This is a genomic window from Nocardia sp. CS682 (assembly GCF_004634405.1).
In the GTDB taxonomy this organism is placed as follows: domain Bacteria; phylum Actinomycetota; class Actinomycetes; order Mycobacteriales; family Mycobacteriaceae; genus Nocardia; species Nocardia ninae.
Genome location: NZ_CP029710.1, coordinates 1,736,925 through 1,752,241 on the forward strand (window position 1 = coordinate 1,736,925; position 15,317 = coordinate 1,752,241).

A 15,317-nucleotide genomic window follows, 5' to 3' on the forward strand; every position below is an offset into this window, starting at 1 on the left:
AGTCTACGGTCTGAAACCATGGTTGCGAACCGCTCGACCCATCCGCTGCTACGCGTGGTGTCCACCCTCATTCTCGCGATCACCGCGATGACGCTTTCTGTGGCTACCGCGCACGCGGAACCGCGATCCACGAACTACGCGGCGGACCTGCGGCCGGACCGATCGACGGGTGACGCCGACCCCACTCGCGGACAGACGATCTCGGTGCTGCTGGCCGACGGTCAGCTGTTGTTTCGGATGGGTATGCAAGCGGCGATCGCAGGCCAACCGGATATGACCTGCGTCGCGGAGGTCGGTGACGGCCACGCCGCCGTTCGGGAGATCCAACGCCTGCGCCCGGACGTGGCCTTCATCGATCTCGACCTGCCCGGCTTGGCCGACGCCGGGCCGATCGACACCGCCACCACCAGAATCCTCGCCCTCGCTACCGAGCACACCGACGAAAACCTTTATCGCGCATTGCATCTCGGCGCGACAGGGTTTCTCGCGCGATCCGGCCCCGTCGACGACCTGCTCGCCGCCATCCGCACTGCGGTGCACGGCGCCGCCCTGATCGATCCGGTGCTGACCAGGCAGCTGATCACTCGCTTGTCCGCAGGCATCGAACCGTTCCCGGCCACCCCGGAGGTCGAAACCCTCACTGCCCGTGAGCATCAGGTCCTCGGATTCATCGCGAAGGGGTACACCAATTCCGAGATAGCCCGCGCCCTCGGCATCGGCGGACAGACCGTCAAAACCCATGTCTCCCATGTGCTCACCAAACTCGGCGTCCGTGACCGCATCCACGCCGCGGTCTACGCGCACACCCACCGGATCGGGTCGATCGAGACATAGCGGCGGCAGCCGGGGTCCGTGCGAGGCGGACGTGTCGACCCTGCTGTGCCGCGTGGACTGGTCCAAGCGGCACAGCTGGAAATCAACCGACTGCGCCGGCGGCCTCGACGATGACTTTCGCTACCGCCTCGGGCTGGGAGACGGTCAGCGCGTGCGAGGCGCCCTTGATCTCCACCGTCGCGCGCGACCCGGCCCGTTCGGCCATGAAGCGGTGCGCGGCGACCGGGATGTTGTAGTCGGCGTCGGGGAAGACGAACCAGGACGGGACGGTCTTCCAGTTCGGTGCGCCGGATTTGCCGTTGAGCGCGCGGTCGTTCAGCGGGCGCTGGGTGAGGGCGTCGATGGCGGTTCGGTCCGCGGGGACGTCGGCGGCGAACTGCTGGTGGAACTTGGCGGGCTGGATGTAGAGGTCGGTGCTGCCGTCGGGCAGCACTACCTTGTCGAGGGTGTCGCCGAGCGTGCTGCCGGGGAACTTGCCGGAGAGCTCGCCGATGGTCTCACCTTCTTCGGGCGCGAAGGCCGCGACGTAGACCAGTCCCTTGACCTTGGGATCGTGGACCTGCGAGATGACCTGCCCGCCGTAGGAGTGCCCGACCAGCACGACCGGACCGTCGATCGAGGCCACCACGCCGCGGACGGTGTCCGCGTCACCGGCGACACTGCGTAGTGGATTGCCCACGGCGATGCTGGTCAGACCCTGTCGATTGAGGTTGTCGAGCACGCCGTTCCAGCTGCTGGACTCGGCGAAGGCTCCGTGGACGAGCACGATGGTCGGCTTGGCGGGGGCGGGCCCTGGCTGGGCGCCTGCGCAGCCCGCGCCGGCGAGGGTGAAGCCCAGCGCGACGGCGGTGAGCTTGACGATGGTGGTGATACGCATGACGGGTTCCTCGAAAGAGTTGGGTTCGCAGCCGGTGGCGGCTTGGAAGGTCGTGCAGTGGGTGGCGGCGGCGAGGTGTTCAGTGCGCGAGGAAGGCCAGCAGGTCGGCCTCGAACGCGGTGCGGAATTCGCCGTAAAGACCGTGCGGCGCACCGGGATACACCCGTAGCGTCGCGTTCGCGAGCAGTGCCGCCGACTGCATCGCCGAGGCGTGCAGCGGGACGATCTGGTCGTCGTCGCCGTGGGCGACCAGTACCGGCACGTCGATCCCCTTCAGGTCCTCGGTGAAATCGGTTTCGGAGAACTGGGCGATGCACTCGTAGGCCGCGCGCGCCCCGACCTGCATCCCGAGCCGCCAGAACGCGTGCCTGGCACCCTCGGAGACGATCGCGTCGGGCCGATCGAACCCGTAGAAGGCCTCGCTCAGCTCCCAGTAGAACTGCGAGCGGTCGGCGGCCACACCGGCGCGGATGCCGTCGAAGACCGCCATGGGCGTGCCGCCGGGATTGGTCTCGGACTTGACCATCACCGGGGGCACGGCGCCCAGCAGCACCGCTTTGGCAACCCGGCCGCTACCGTGGCGCGCCAGGTAGCGCACGACTTCGCCGCCGCCGGTGGAGTGGCCGACCAGAACCGCGTCGCGCAGGTCCAGGTGCTCGATCAGCTCGCCGAGATCGTCGGCGTAGCGGTCCATGGTGTTGCCGTCCCAGGTCTGGCTCGATCGGCCGTGACCACGGCGATCGTGCGCGACGGCGCGGTAACCGTGCTCGGCGACCAGGCGGGCCTGCTCGTCCCAGGCGTCGGCGCTCAGCGGCCAGCCATGGCTGAAGACGACCGGCCGGCCCGCGCCCCAGTCCTTGAAGAAGATCTGCGCCCCGTCGGTGGTGGTGAAGGTGTTTGTCATGCCGACGAAGTTACGAGCGGAGCCACTGCCTACACATCAGTCGAACGACTGCACCGATGACTGAGTCATGGTGGGTGTTCGGTGCCGTAGTCGTTGCCCCGATTACCGCATCTACCTGCGTCGTCACTTTGTGAAACCGTAGGTTCTCTGTCAGGATCTGGCGGTGATCGGTGAGTTTTCGCAGTCGACTCTGATTGGTCGAGACCGGTACTCGGCCATGCTGGGAGAGCTCCTGGATCGAGCGGTCGCCGGAAACGGCTCGGTGCTGATCCTGCGCGGACAGGCGGGTATCGGAAAGTCGGCTCTGCTCAGCGCGATTCGGGTGCTGGCAACCGACCAGCACCTGACCGTGGTTTGCGCGGCCGGTGTCGAGAACGAAGCAGGCTTGCCGTTCGCCGCACTGCACCAGCTCCTGCGGCCCCTCGAAGCCGAGGTGTCCAAGCTTCCCGTTGCGCAACAGCGCACGCTGCGCGCGGCGTTCGGACTGGAGGACGGATCGCCCGACCTGTATGCAGTGGCGTTGGCCACGCTGCAACTGGTCGGCGAGGCCGCCGCCATATGCCCGACGGTCCTGCTCATCGACGACCTGCAGTGGATCGACAGCTGTAGCGCGGATGTGCTCAGTTTCGTCGCGCGCCGGATCGGCAGTGACGCGGTCCTCGTGCTCGGCGCCACCCGAACCGAATCCGAGGACGCCGCCCGGCGAGCGGGGCTGCCGGAGGTCATGGTCGAACCGCTCGACGAGCAGGCCGCCGCCGCCCTGCTTCAGGCGCAAGCATCCACCTTGCCGAGCACCGTGCGACAGCGACTGCTCAGCCAGGCTGCGGGAAATCCGTTGGCGCTCACCGAGTTACCGCGGGCGATGCGTCAGACCACGGATCGGATGATCGACGATCTGCCGTTGACCGCCCGCCTCGAAACCGCCTTCGCCGCGCGTTCGGCCGAGCTCAGCGAGCCGACTCGGGCCCTGCTCGTCGTCCTCGCGGCCGATGTCAGCTGCGACGCGGGCCGGCTGTTGCGGGCGGCCGCCACCCTCGCCGGTGTCCCGGTCGGTGCGGCGCACCTGCAAGAAGCCATCGACGTCGGCCTGGTCGAGATGGCGGGTCCGCTCCTGCGGTTCCGGCATCCGCTGATGCGCTCGGCGACCTACGTCCGGGCGCCGCTGACCCAACGGCTCGGTGCGCATTCGATATTGGCCGAGGTGCTCGCCGACTTCCCCGACAAACAACTCTGGCATCGCGCCGCGGCCACGCTCGGCACCGACGACGCCATCGCCACGCAACTCGAACACTATGCGCAGCGATCGCGGGCCTGTGGTGCCATCATGGCCGCGGTCGCCGCCCTCGATCGCGCGGCGAAGCTGTCCGAGCGACCCGAGCGCACGACCGCCTTGCTCCTGCACGCCGCGGAACTGGCGAGCGAGACCGGTGCGCGACGCGAGGCCATCGACCTGCTCGATCGGGTCGACCTGAGCGTGTTGGGGCCCATCGAGCGCGCACGCCTGGCAGCCGTCGAGGAAATGGTCGCGTTCCATCGCTACGAGGATGCCGACCGTCGCATCCGGCAGCTCGTGGATATCGCCGCCGGTGTACAGGATGCGGGCAATACCGATCTCGCCGCAGCGATACTGTGGTTCGCCGCCGCACGATGCTCCGCCCAGGATGCCTGCGACGAATCCCGCAAATACATTGTCGCCCAACTGGATTCCCTGGACCTGCCGGCACACGACCCGCGGGTACTCGCCATCGGCGCGTTCAGCCTGCCGTGGGAGCGCGGCGCCGGGATTCTCGAGCGACTCGACCAGCTCGATCCGAATCGCGCCGACGCCGACGCCATGCGCTCGCTCGGCTACGCCGCGCTGTACCTCGGCGACTTCCGCCGTGGCACTGCCTATGTCGACCACGCCGCCGGAATCAGCCGCAGCCAAGGGCGACTCGGCCTGCTGTCCGGCCTCCTCGGCGCCGGGAACTGGATCCGCATCTGGCTCGGCGACTGGGCCAGGGCCCGCGCCGAATCCGAGGAAGCCCGCGCCTTCGCCGCGGAGAACGGCCAGGAGTTCTATCTCGTTACCGGACACGCCAATCTGGCCATGATCGCCGCATTGCGCGGCGAATCCGAACTGGCCGCCGAGCATCTGCGCGCGGTCGGCGCCAGCCCGTTGGCCGCCGGGATGCGGTGTATCCAGATCGCCGCTCAGCAGACCCGCGGCATGCTCCTGCTGCTGGCCGGGCAGGCCGAGGACGCGTTCACGGCGCTGGCGCGGGTCTATGATCCCGCCGACCCGGTGAGCCACCCCATGCAACGCTGGTGGGTCGCGCCCGAACTCGCCGACGCCGCGATTGCCTCCGACAATGCCGAGGCCGCAAGGGGATTGCTGGCCGACCTACCGGAGCTGGTGCGACGGGTACCTGCCTCGATGTTGCTCGTCGTCGACGAATACAGCCGCGCGGTACTCGCCGACGACACCGCTGCCGATGCCGCCTACACCGCCGCGCTCACCGGCCATACGGGTAGGTGGCCGTTGTACCGCGCACGACTGCAACTCCAGCACGGTCGCCGGTTGCGCCGACTACGCCGCACGTCGGAAGCCCGCGAACCGCTGCGCGAGGCCCGCGACATTTTCGACGCCCTTGGCGCCGGACCCTGGGCACAGGCCGCGCGCAACGAACTGCGCGCCGCAGGCGAAACCAGCGCCCGCCGCTCCCCCACCGCCCGCGACCAACTCACCGCACAGGAACTACAGATCGCCACCCTGGCCGCCGAGGGCTTCACCAACCGCCAGATCGCGGAGAAGCTCTACCTTTCCCACCGGACCGTCGGCTCCCACCTCTACCGCATCTATCCACGCCTCGGCATCAGCAGCCGAGTCGAACTCGCCGGAGCCATCTCGACGATCAGCTGAGCGAAGCCGCTAGAAGATTGCACTCTAGACGAACATATGTTCGACTGGAGTGGTGCGGTGGCAAAGCCAGACCTTGGACGCCGACGACGGCGCTTTGCCCGGGCTCACCCGGGCCGGGTTGACGCGCACCGTGCAGACCCCTGAGTTCGAGGGCATCACCTTCCATGAAGTGCTCTGTAAAAGCGCACTGAACAAGGTGCCTGCGAGTTCGAACCTGCCGTTCCAGTGGACGATCAATCCGATGCGCGGCTGCTCGCACGCCTGCCGCTACTGCTTCGCCCGCCCGACGCACGAGTATCTGGACCTGGACGCGGGCAAGGATTTCGATTCCCAGATCGTGGTGAAGACGAACATCGCCGCGGTGCTGCGCAAGGAACTCGGCCGCCGCTCCTGGCATCGGGAACCGGTCGCGCTCGGCACCAACACCGACCCGTACCAGCGGGCCGAGGGGCGGTACCGCTTGATGCCCGGCATCATTCGCGCACTCACCGATGCGGGCACGCCGTTCTCCATCCTCACCAAAGGCACCCTGCTGCGCCGGGACCTCCCGCTGCTCACCCTGGCCGCGCGCGAGGTGCGGGTGAGCGTGGCGGTATCCATCGCGATCCACGATCTGGACCTGCACCGCAGCCTCGAAACCGGCACCCCGGCGCCGAAAGCCCGGCTGGAACTCGTGCGCGCGCTCACCGACGCGGGCTTCGCCGTGAATGTCATGGTGGCGCCGGTGATTCCGTGCCTCACCGACAGCAAGGCACACCTGGACGAGCTGTTCGGCGCGATCGCCGACGCGGGCGCGCGCTCGGCCGTCGCCTTCCCGATGCACCTGCGCGGCAGCACCCGCGACTGGTTCCTCGACTGGCTCGCCGAGCACCATCCGGCGCTGGTGCGGCGCTACCGTCAGCTCTACGGCCGTGGCGCCTATGTGACGCCCGAGTACTCGACCTGGCTGCGCGAGCGCGTCGATCCGCTGCTGCGGCGACACGCGCTGAAGCCGGAAAAACCGGCCGAACCGGAGACACAGCCGGAAAGTCCGCACGCCGCAGACCCGCAGCTGGCATTGTTCGGCTGAAGCCTCGCGCGATCGACCACCGGTAAACCGCACGCAATACCCGTGAACCTCACATATCGGGCGGACGTACCGAGCGGTGCGGAGTAGTTTGGCGATGGCACCCCTCTCATCGACGAGGAAGTGAAGGCAGGCAGATGGTTTCGCACCACAACGATGTCGGCACAGCCCAAAACGCCGCCGACGCAGCGAAATTGGAAAAGGTAGTCATTCGGTTCGCCGGTGACTCCGGCGACGGCATGCAGCTGACCGGTGATCGTTTCACGCACGAAGCGGCCGCGTTCGGCAACGACCTCGCCACCCAGCCCAACTTCCCCGCCGAGATCAGAGCGCCCCAGGGCACGCTACCCGGCGTTTCGTCGTTCCAGATTCAGATCGCCGACTACGACATCCTCACCGCGGGCGACCAGCCCGACGTGCTCGTCGCGATGAATCCGGCCGCGCTGAAGGCGAATCTGGAGGATCTACCGCGCGGCGCCACCGTCATCGTGAACACCGACGAGTTCACCAAGCGCAATCTCACCAAGGTCGGCTACCCCGCCGACCCGCTCGACGACGGCACGCTGTCGGACTTCGTGCTGCACCGCGTACCGATGACCTCGCTCACCCTCGGCGCCACCGAGTCCACCGGGGTCGGCAAGAAGGACGGTCAGCGCGCGAAAAACATGTTCGCGCTCGGCCTGCTGTCCTGGATGTACGGGCGGCCGATCGGCGGCACCGAGAAGTTCATGCGGGAGAAATTCGCCGCCAAACCCGACATCGCCGAGGCCAACGTGCTGGCGTTCCGGGCAGGCTGGAACTACGGCGAGACCACCGAAAGTTTCGCAACCACCTATCAAATCGCGCCCGCGAAGCTGCCGCCGGGCACCTATCGCCAGATCACCGGCAATACCGCGCTCGCGTACGGACTGGTCGCGGCGGGTCAGCTCGCCGGGCTGCCCGTGTTCCTCGGCACCTACCCGATCACCCCGGCCTCGGACATCCTGCACGAGCTGAGCAAGCACAAGAACTTCGGCGTCACCACCTTCCAGGCCGAGGACGAGATCGCGGGAATCGGTGCGGCACTGGGGGCTTCGCTCGGCGGCGCGCTCGGTGTCACCAGCACCTCCGGGCCGGGGCTCGCGCTCAAGAGCGAAACCATCGGCCTCGCGGTGATGACCGAGCTACCACTGCTGGTGATCGATGTGCAGCGCGGCGGGCCGTCCACCGGCCTGCCGACCAAGACCGAGCAGGCCGATCTGCTGCAAGCGCTGTACGGGCGCAACGGCGAATCACCGGTCGCCGTGCTCGCGCCGCGCTCCCCCGCCGACTGCTTCGCCACCGCGGTCGAGGCGGCCAGGATCGCGCTCACCTATCGCACGCCGGTGCTGCTGCTGTCCGACGGCTCGATCGCGAATGGTTCGGAGCCGTGGTCGATTCCGCAGGTTACCGACCTCGCGCCGATCGAGACCGGATTCGAGCCGGAAGGCGAGGAGACCGACTCGTTCCAGCCCTACGCCCGCGACCCGGAGACCCTGGCGCGGCCGCTCGCCGTCCCGGGCACCAAGGGTCGCGCGCACCGGATCGGCGGACTGGAGAAGGCCGACGGCAGCGGCAACATCTCCTACGATCCGGCCAATCACGAACTGATGGTTCGGTTGCGGCAAGCCAAGATCGACGGCATCAGCGTGCCCGATCTCGAGGTCGAGGATCCGGACGGGCGGGCCGAGCTGCTGCTCATCGGCTGGGGCAGCTCGTACGGGCCGATCGGTGAGGCCTGTCGCCGCGCGCGCCGTCGTGGCGTGCCGGTCGCGCAGGCGCACCTGCGTCATCTGAATCCGTTGCCCGGCAACCTCGGCGCCGTACTGCGGCGCTATCGCACGGTGGTCGCGCCGGAGATGAACGGTGGCCAGCTCGCGTTGCTCTTGCGTGGGAAATACCTGGTCGATGTGCAGCCGTGGACGAAGATCGCCGGGACCGCGTTCTCCGCGCAGGAACTCGTCGGGGTCATCGATGCCGCACTGGACGGCTCGATCGCGGAGATGGAACAGGACAAGGCCTTCGCCGCCAGAGCGCGGGCCACGTACGTCAGCACTGGGGGTAACGAATGACCATCGTGGAAACCTCGCTCGTCGGCACAGATCTCGGCTTGACCGGACTGTCCGGGGTACCCGCCGCGGCCGGGCCGCAGAAGGTGAAGGACTTCACCACCGATCAGGAGGTGCGCTGGTGCCCCGGTTGCGGTGACTACGTGATCCTGGCGACCGTGCGCGGGTTCCTCGCCGAGCTCGGATTGCGCAGGGAGAACCTGATGTTCGTCTCCGGGATCGGCTGCTCGAGCCGCTTCCCGTATTACCTCGAGGCCTACGGCATCCACTCCATCCACGGCCGCGCGCCCGCCATCGCCACCGGGCTCGCGGTGACCCGACCCGACCTGTCGGTGTGGGTGGTGACCGGGGACGGTGACGCGCTGTCCATCGGCGGTAACCACCTCATCCACGCGCTGCGCCGCAACGTGAACATGACGATCCTGTTGTTCAACAACCGGATCTACGGACTCACCAAGGGGCAGTACTCGCCGACCTCGGAACAGGGCAAGGTCACCAAGTCGACCCCCATGGGTTCGGTCGACCATCCGTTCAACACCCTGTCGATCGCGCTCGGCGCCGAAGCGACCTTCGCCGCACGCGCATTGGACTCCGATCGCGCAGGACTCACCGAGGTGCTGCGCGCCGCCGCCGAACACCGCGGCGCCTCGTTCGTCGAAATCCTGCAGGACTGCCCCATTTTCAACGATGGTTCCTTCGATGCGCTGCGCCGCGACAACGCCGCCGCGCACCTGGTCCCGCTGCACCACGGCGAGCCCATCCGTTTCGGCGCCGACGGTGAATTCGCCGTCGTCCGAAGCGGTTTCGGGCTCGAGGTGACCCGCACCGACGCCGTCGCCGAATCCGACATCGTCGTGCATGATGCCTATACCGACAACCCCGAATACGCCTACGCCCTCTCCCGCCTCTCCGATCAAGCGCTCGACCACGTGGTCACCGGCGTGTTCCGCAGCGTCAGCCGGCCCACTTATGACGACGGTGTGCGCGCACAGACGGCTCAGGCGCGTGAACGCAAACCCGTTGACCAGGGCTCGCTGCAGTCGCTGCTGAGTGGTCCTGAGACCTGGACTGTCAGCTAGGTCAAGCTGATCCGCTGGCCGCCCGGGTTCCGGCTCGGCGGTCGGCTCTGCGCACGGTCGGCGACGTGGCGGCGGCAGAGTGTGAGTAGGCCCGCCCTCATGTCCCGACGCTGTGCGAGCGCTCCGTGGGTCAGGGCCGCTTGGCGAAGCCGAGGTCGATTACGGCGTCGCGTTCCTGGGTGAGTTCGGCGACGCTGGCATCGATTCGGGTGCGGGCGAAGTCGTCGATGGGGAGGTCGGGGACGATCGTGTAGGTGCCGTCGGCGCAGGTGACGGGGAAAGAGCTGATCAGGCCCTCGGGGACGCCGTAGGAACCATCGGAGGGGACGGCCATCGAGACCCAGTCGCCGTCGGCGGTGCCGCGCACCCAGTCGTGGATGTGGTCGAGGGCGGCGCTGGCCGCGCTGGCGGCCGAGGAGGCGCCGCGGGCCTGGATGATGGCGGTGCCGCGCTGCTGCACGGTGGGGATGAAATCGTCGGTGAGCCAGGCCGGATCGTCGATGCGGTCGAGGGCGGGGCGGCCGTCGATGGTGGCGTGCGCGAGGTCCGGGAATTGGGTCGCGGAGTGGTTGCCCCAGATGGCAACTCGGGCGATGTCGGCGGCGGGCGCTCCGGTCTTCTTGGCCAGCTGCGCGATCGCGCGGTTGTGGTCCAGACGGGTCATCGCGGTGAAGCGGGCGGCGGGGACGTCGGGTGCGTTGCTCATCGCGATGAACGCGTTCGTGTTCGCGGGATTGCCGACCACGAGCACCTTCACGTCATCGGCGGCACTCGCGTTGATCGCGGACCCTTGCTCGGTGAAGATCGTGCCGTTGGCGGCCAACAGATCCGACCGTTCCATCCCGGCCGTGCGCGGCCGTGCCCCTACCAGCACCGCGACGTTCGCCCCCGAAAACCCTTCCCACGGATCATCACTGATGTCGATGGACTCCAGCAGCGGAAACGCCCCGTCCTCCAACTCCATCGCCACGCCCTCCAACGAAGCCACCGCCGCCGGAATCTCCAACAGCCGCAGCCGCACCGGCGTATCCGCACCGAGCATCGCCCCCGACGCAATCCGGAACAACAACCCATACGCAATCTGCCCGGCCCCACCGGTCACAGCAACAGTCACGGGCGCGGTCCGACCTCCGGTGCTCACAGCAAACTCCTAGTAGTTGTGCGGACTCTCAAACCTCACCCTAACGACTCCCCCGCCCCCGAAAACCGCACGGTGAGCAACGCGACAGTCACCTCCCGCTCCCGCCGCCCGACGTACCCCGCTGCCCCCGCACCACTTAATCTCCGCAGCTTCGAGCACCGCCGCCTGCTGCCGATGTGCACACGCGGGGCGGTTAGTCGTAGCACAAGCCTCAGGTCAGGGCGGCGACTTCTCGGTCGGTGAGGACTACCGGGGAGACGGCGTCTTTGACCCGGGCCATTTGGACGGCGCGGTACAGCGGACGTTCGGCTAGCCGGGCGTCCCGGGCTTCGGCGCGGAGTTGGTGGACCAGCAGGGCGGAAACGGCTACGGCGGCGGCCAGTTGGCTGGTGGCCAGGGCGTCGGCCAGCCGACGCAGGCCTAGAAGGTGCAGTTCGCGGCCGCTGCCTGCGTCGGTGTACATGGCCAGGGGAACGATTTGCGAGATTTCGCCTGCGGTGACGCGCAGGACGATGCGGCTGAGGCGAGCGGGGAAGATCAGTACTTCGACGCCGGTGGCGGCGGACACCTCGATCCGGCGTTCGCCGAATAGTCGGCGGGCGTGGATCATGGTGCCCGACATCCACATTCGGCGGCGACGTAGGGCGAAGGCGTAGCCGACGGTCGGTGCGCCGACGACCAGGCCGATGGTGGCCGCGATCGGCCAGCTGACCACGGTCGCGGCCAGCAGTGCGGAGCCGATGCCGATGCCGGCCGCGGCCAGCGCCAGCCTGCGCAGCATCGGCGCGTACATCTCGGGTGCGACGAGGTCCAGACCGACGGGTGGATCCGCGTGCTGCTCACCAGAATTCGACGACACAGGCCCACCTCTCTGCGACTCCGCGCCACGTCGTGCGCGCAGTCACGTTACCCCCGCACCCCCGCTCCGGTGCCCCCTTCCGTGACGTTGCCGCGGTTCCATACACCAACGTGACATGCCGGAGTCATTCGAGCAGAGCCGCCGCCCTCATGGCGGCGGGTTGTGACAGCCCATCCAACAACGGGGCACGGCGGCGGCACTCCCCGAGGAGGACCGCCGCCACGCCCGGTCGAAGCAGCCGAGTCCGACCTACCGGGACACGTCCAGTGCCTCGCGAATCGCGACAACCACCTCATCGATCGGAATCTGGCGCTGCTCCCCGGTCGCCATATCCTTCAACCCGATGGTCTCCTCGGTGAGGTCGCGATCCCCGAGCACGAGCGTGAACTTCGCACCGGATCGATCGGCCGCTTTCATCGCGCCCTTGACCCCACGTCCACCGTAGGCGAGGTCCACGCTGATGCCCGCCGCGCGCAAGTGCGCGGCCAGCACCACCATCCGCTGTTTGGCGGCATCGCCGAGCGGCACGCCGAAGACCTCGCAGCGCGCGGGATCACCGGCGGACTTGCCTTCGGCTTGCAGAGCCAGCACCGTGCGGTCCACACCGAGCCCGAATCCGATGCCGGACAACGGTTGTCCGCCGAGCTGCGCCATCAGCCCGTCGTAGCGCCCGCCACCGCCGATACCGGATTGCGCGCCGAGTCCGTCGTGCACGAACTCGAAGGTGGTCTTGGTGTAGTAGTCGAGCCCGCGCACCATCCGCGGGTTCACCACGTACGGCACGCCGAGCGCGTCGAGGTAGCCGAGCACCTGTTCGAAGTGCGTTTTGGCGGATTCGGAGAGGTGGTCGATCATCAGCGGCGCGTCGGCGGTCATCGCGCGCACCTCGGGCCGCTTGTCGTCGAGCACGCGCAGCGGGTTGAGCTCCGCCCGCCGCTTGGTTTCCTCGTCGAGCGGCAGCCCGAACAGGAACTCCTGCAACAGTTCCCGATACTGCGGACGGCAGGTGTCGTCGCCGAGCGAGGTGAGCTCCAGCCGGAACCCGTCCAACCCGAGCCCGCGGAAGCCGGCGTCGGCGATGGCGATCACCTCGGCGTCGAGCGCGGGGTCGTCGACGCCGATCGCCTCGATGCCGACCTGCTGTAGCTGGCGGTAGCGACCGGCCTGTGGTCGCTCGTAACGGAAGAACGGCCCGTTGTAGACCAACTTCACCGGAAGCTGTCCGCGATCGAGCCCGTGCTCGATGACGGCCCGCATCACCCCGGCGGTCCCCTCGGGGCGCAGCGTGACGCTCCGGTCGCCGCGATCGGGGAAGGTGTACATCTCCTTGCTGACCACGTCGGTCGACTCGCCGACGCCGCGGGCGAACAGCCCGGTGTCCTCGAAGACCGGCAGCTCGATATGTCCGTACCCGGCCAGCCGGGCGGCGCGGATCAGCCCGTCGCGCACCGCGACGAATTCGGCCGAGCCGGGCGGGACGTAATCCGGTACCCCCTTCGGGGCGGAAAAGCTGCTGGTCTTGGTCACGATGGTCCAGTTTCCACCACCACGCCCCCGCAAGTCCAACCGGTTACGCCTACCTCCCGTCCCGGACCCGTTCGTGCCCGTTATGCGCGATTCCGGCGGGCTGTGAGGCGCACCGCACTCGGGAAGTGTCGGGCAGTCTCAGGAATAAATGGCAGACTCTCATGCCGTAACAACCGGACACGGGAGGAACGTGGTAGTGCCGAGCAACGAACAGCGGCGAGCAGCGGCGAAACGTAAGTTGGAGCGCCAGCTCGCCAACCGGGCCGAGCGCGCACGCAGGCGCAAGCAACTCACGATCGCCGGGTCGGTGCTCGGTGTTGTCGTCGTGGTCGCCGCGGTAACCGGGGTGTACTTCCTGACCAAGAGCGACGACAGCAGCAACGACGCCAAGGACGCGACCCAGTCCAGCAGCGCGCCGTCGGCGGCCGCACCGCCCGCGGCGGTGGCCAAGCCCGCGACGGTCAACTGCGTCTACAAGGACAGCCAGAAACCGGCGGACAAGCCGGCGACCAAGCCGGTGAAGGCGGAGGGCATCCCCACCACCGGCAACGACGCGAAGGTCAGCGTCAGCATGGAGACCAACCAGGGTCCCATCGGCCTGACCCTGAACAACGCCGAATCACCCTGCACGGTGAACAGTTTCGTCAGCCTGGCGTCGCAGAACTTCTTCGACGGCACCAGCTGCCACCGGATGACCGCCAGCGAGGGTCTGAAGGTGTTGCAGTGCGGTGACCCGACCGGCAGCGGCATGGGCGGTCCCGGCTACGAATTCGACAACGAGTACCCGACCGATCAGCTCGATGCCAACGATCCGATGGCCGCGCAGAAGCCGATCGCGTACAAGCGTGGCGTGCTCGCCATGGCGAACGCGGGCCCAGGCACCAATGGCAGCCAGTTCTTCGTCGTCTACGGCGATTCGCAGCTGCCGCCGAACTACACCATCTTCGGCACGGTGGACGAGAACAGCATGGGCACCCTGGACAAGATCGCCAAGGGTGGCCAGGACGACTCCAACGGTCCGGGCGACGGCAAGCCGAGCCAGCCGGTCACCATCGAGTCGGTCCGCGTCGACTGAATCGTGAAACCCGTTCGGGCCCTGCACTTGACCGAGTGCGGGGCCCGACACGTGTCGCGGGGAGGAAGGCGACCCTAATACTTCGGTTAGGGTTGGCTCAGACCGGAGATACTCCGGCGAGTTCCCGAGCCTGTCGGAATTGTGCGATATATGCTGATAAGCGGCACAGCCGTACGGTTGAGCCGCGGCTTTCTCGGGTAACCTCGAAAGAAGGAGTTCCCGTAGCGTAGTAACCCCTTCACCTGGGCGACCCCCGAGCAAGGGTGCGCGACGACACGGAGTTCTCCCGGTGTCCAAGTTTGCAGCCGGGGCATCCTCCACGGACTACAGTTCGCGTGGCGGTGCCCAGACAAAGCACCACAACAACCATAATGTGATCACTGCAGCATCGGGGAGCAGCCATGTCCGAGGAACTGGACGACATCGGCCGCGAGACAGCGGCCATGATGAGGACTATGTTGCAGCTTGCGACACTGGTCGCACTGCGGACCCGCGAGCGTGGTCAAAAGGAAGCCGAAGCGCGCGTCAAGGTGACCGAGGCTCGCATGAAAGAGGCCCGCGAGATGCAGATCCGCGAGGCCCGCGACTCGAAGGCCAAAGACCCGCGCAATACCGAACTGGCCAGGATGATCGAGAAGCCGATCCCCGAGCGCGGTGTGTCGCTGGAGAAGGATCGCTTCACGGCGCAGGCCGAGGCCACCCGCATGGCGGGCATCGCCGCCGCGCACGCCAAGCCCGTCCTGCAGTACGACTCGCCCGAACGCCGCATGGCAATCGCCGCGCATCTGGCGAAGATGGGCGTCGCACCCGAGCTCGCCGCGGTACGGATGCTGATCGAGGTAGGCCAGGCCCAGCCCCCCATCGAGGCGGTACGCACCCGCCCCGAGGAGGCACCCGCGGTCACCAGGGCTCGGGAACAGGAATCCCGCGGCCTGGAACGCACCAGGTAGACAGCCGAGAAAACGC

General features: G+C 67.7%; 12 protein-coding genes. 7 read left to right on the top strand and 5 right to left on the bottom strand.

The window, feature by feature from the left end; genetic code table 11:
- The first annotated feature begins 18 nt into the window (after positions 1 to 18).
- The gene (locus tag DMB37_RS07530) at positions 19 to 834 is read left to right on the top strand and encodes a response regulator transcription factor (RefSeq protein WP_240772284.1); all 816 of its coding nucleotides are present in this window, start codon (positions 19 to 21) and stop codon (positions 832 to 834) included.
- An 82-nt stretch (positions 835 to 916) separates the two neighbouring features.
- Here the strand turns inward: DMB37_RS07530 and DMB37_RS07535 are convergent, their stop codons facing one another.
- Together DMB37_RS07535 and DMB37_RS07540 are read right to left on the bottom strand one after the other, a co-directional pair.
- Entirely contained in the window at positions 917 to 1,711 is a 795-nt protein-coding gene (locus tag DMB37_RS07535) for an alpha/beta fold hydrolase (RefSeq protein ID WP_135232085.1), read from the bottom strand.
- A 79-nt stretch (positions 1,712 to 1,790) separates the two neighbouring features.
- The gene (locus tag DMB37_RS07540; RefSeq protein ID WP_135232086.1) at positions 1,791 to 2,615 is read right to left on the bottom strand and encodes an alpha/beta fold hydrolase; all 825 of its coding nucleotides are present in this window, start codon (positions 2,613 to 2,615) and stop codon (positions 1,791 to 1,793) included.
- A gap of 163 nt (positions 2,616 to 2,778) precedes the next feature.
- Here DMB37_RS07540 and DMB37_RS07545 point away from each other — a divergent pair, with 163 nt between their 5' ends.
- From DMB37_RS07545 to DMB37_RS07560, 4 genes are all read left to right on the top strand, one after another.
- The gene (locus tag DMB37_RS07545) at positions 2,779 to 5,517 is read left to right on the top strand and encodes an AAA family ATPase (protein WP_255508370.1); all 2,739 of its coding nucleotides are present in this window, start codon (positions 2,779 to 2,781) and stop codon (positions 5,515 to 5,517) included.
- 52 nt (positions 5,518 to 5,569) lie between these two features.
- The gene (locus DMB37_RS07550; protein ID WP_135232088.1) at positions 5,570 to 6,586 is read left to right on the top strand and encodes an Rv2578c family radical SAM protein; all 1,017 of its coding nucleotides are present in this window, start codon (positions 5,570 to 5,572) and stop codon (positions 6,584 to 6,586) included.
- A gap of 134 nt (positions 6,587 to 6,720) precedes the next feature.
- A complete protein-coding gene (locus DMB37_RS07555) occupies positions 6,721 to 8,673 on the top strand; it encodes a 2-oxoacid:acceptor oxidoreductase subunit alpha (RefSeq protein ID WP_135232089.1) in 1,953 nt (650 codons plus the stop codon).
- Entirely contained in the window at positions 8,670 to 9,749 is a 1,080-nt protein-coding gene (locus DMB37_RS07560) for a 2-oxoacid:ferredoxin oxidoreductase subunit beta (protein WP_135232090.1), read from the top strand. Before DMB37_RS07555 ends, DMB37_RS07560 begins: the two co-directional genes overlap by 4 nt.
- 130 nt (positions 9,750 to 9,879) lie before the next feature.
- Here the strand turns inward: DMB37_RS07560 and DMB37_RS07565 are convergent, their stop codons facing one another.
- The 3 genes from DMB37_RS07565 to hisS form a co-directional block, all read right to left on the bottom strand.
- Entirely contained in the window at positions 9,880 to 10,890 is a 1,011-nt protein-coding gene (locus tag DMB37_RS07565; RefSeq protein WP_135232091.1) for a malate dehydrogenase, read from the bottom strand.
- 211 nt (positions 10,891 to 11,101) lie between these two features.
- Positions 11,102 to 11,749 (bottom strand): hypothetical protein, encoded by a 648-nt coding sequence (locus DMB37_RS07570; RefSeq protein ID WP_135232092.1) that lies wholly within the window; start codon positions 11,747 to 11,749, stop codon positions 11,102 to 11,104.
- Between the two features lie 249 nt (positions 11,750 to 11,998).
- Positions 11,999 to 13,276 carry a histidine--tRNA ligase gene (gene hisS, locus DMB37_RS07575; protein ID WP_135232093.1) on the bottom strand — a complete coding sequence of 426 codons (1,278 nt, stop codon included), beginning with the start codon at positions 13,274 to 13,276 and terminating at the stop codon, positions 11,999 to 12,001.
- A 196-nt stretch (positions 13,277 to 13,472) separates the two neighbouring features.
- On the opposite strand from hisS, the gene DMB37_RS07580 reads away from it, so the two are divergent.
- The gene (locus tag DMB37_RS07580; protein WP_135232094.1) at positions 13,473 to 14,351 is read left to right on the top strand and encodes a peptidylprolyl isomerase; all 879 of its coding nucleotides are present in this window, start codon (positions 13,473 to 13,475) and stop codon (positions 14,349 to 14,351) included.
- 401 nt (positions 14,352 to 14,752) lie between these two features.
- Positions 14,753 to 15,301, top strand: coding sequence for a hypothetical protein (locus DMB37_RS07585; protein WP_135232095.1), 549 nt, complete (start codon positions 14,753 to 14,755; stop codon positions 15,299 to 15,301).
- Positions 15,302 to 15,317 lie beyond the last annotated feature (16 nt).

Excerpts from the sequence above, each read along its gene's own strand:
- DMB37_RS07530 (WP_240772284.1), top strand. The coding sequence starts at position 19 with ATGGTTGCGAACCGCTCGACCCATCCGCTGCTACGCGTGGTGTCCACC.
- DMB37_RS07535 (WP_135232085.1), bottom strand. The coding sequence starts at position 1,711 with ATGCGTATCACCACCATCGTCAAGCTCACCGCCGTCGCGCTGGGCTTC.
- DMB37_RS07540 (WP_135232086.1), bottom strand. The coding sequence starts at position 2,615 with ATGACAAACACCTTCACCACCACCGACGGGGCGCAGATCTTCTTCAAG.
- DMB37_RS07555 (WP_135232089.1), top strand. The coding sequence starts at position 6,721 with ATGGTTTCGCACCACAACGATGTCGGCACAGCCCAAAACGCCGCCGAC.
- DMB37_RS07560 (WP_135232090.1), top strand. The coding sequence starts at position 8,670 with ATGACCATCGTGGAAACCTCGCTCGTCGGCACAGATCTCGGCTTGACC.
- DMB37_RS07585 (WP_135232095.1), top strand. The coding sequence starts at position 14,753 with ATGTCCGAGGAACTGGACGACATCGGCCGCGAGACAGCGGCCATGATG.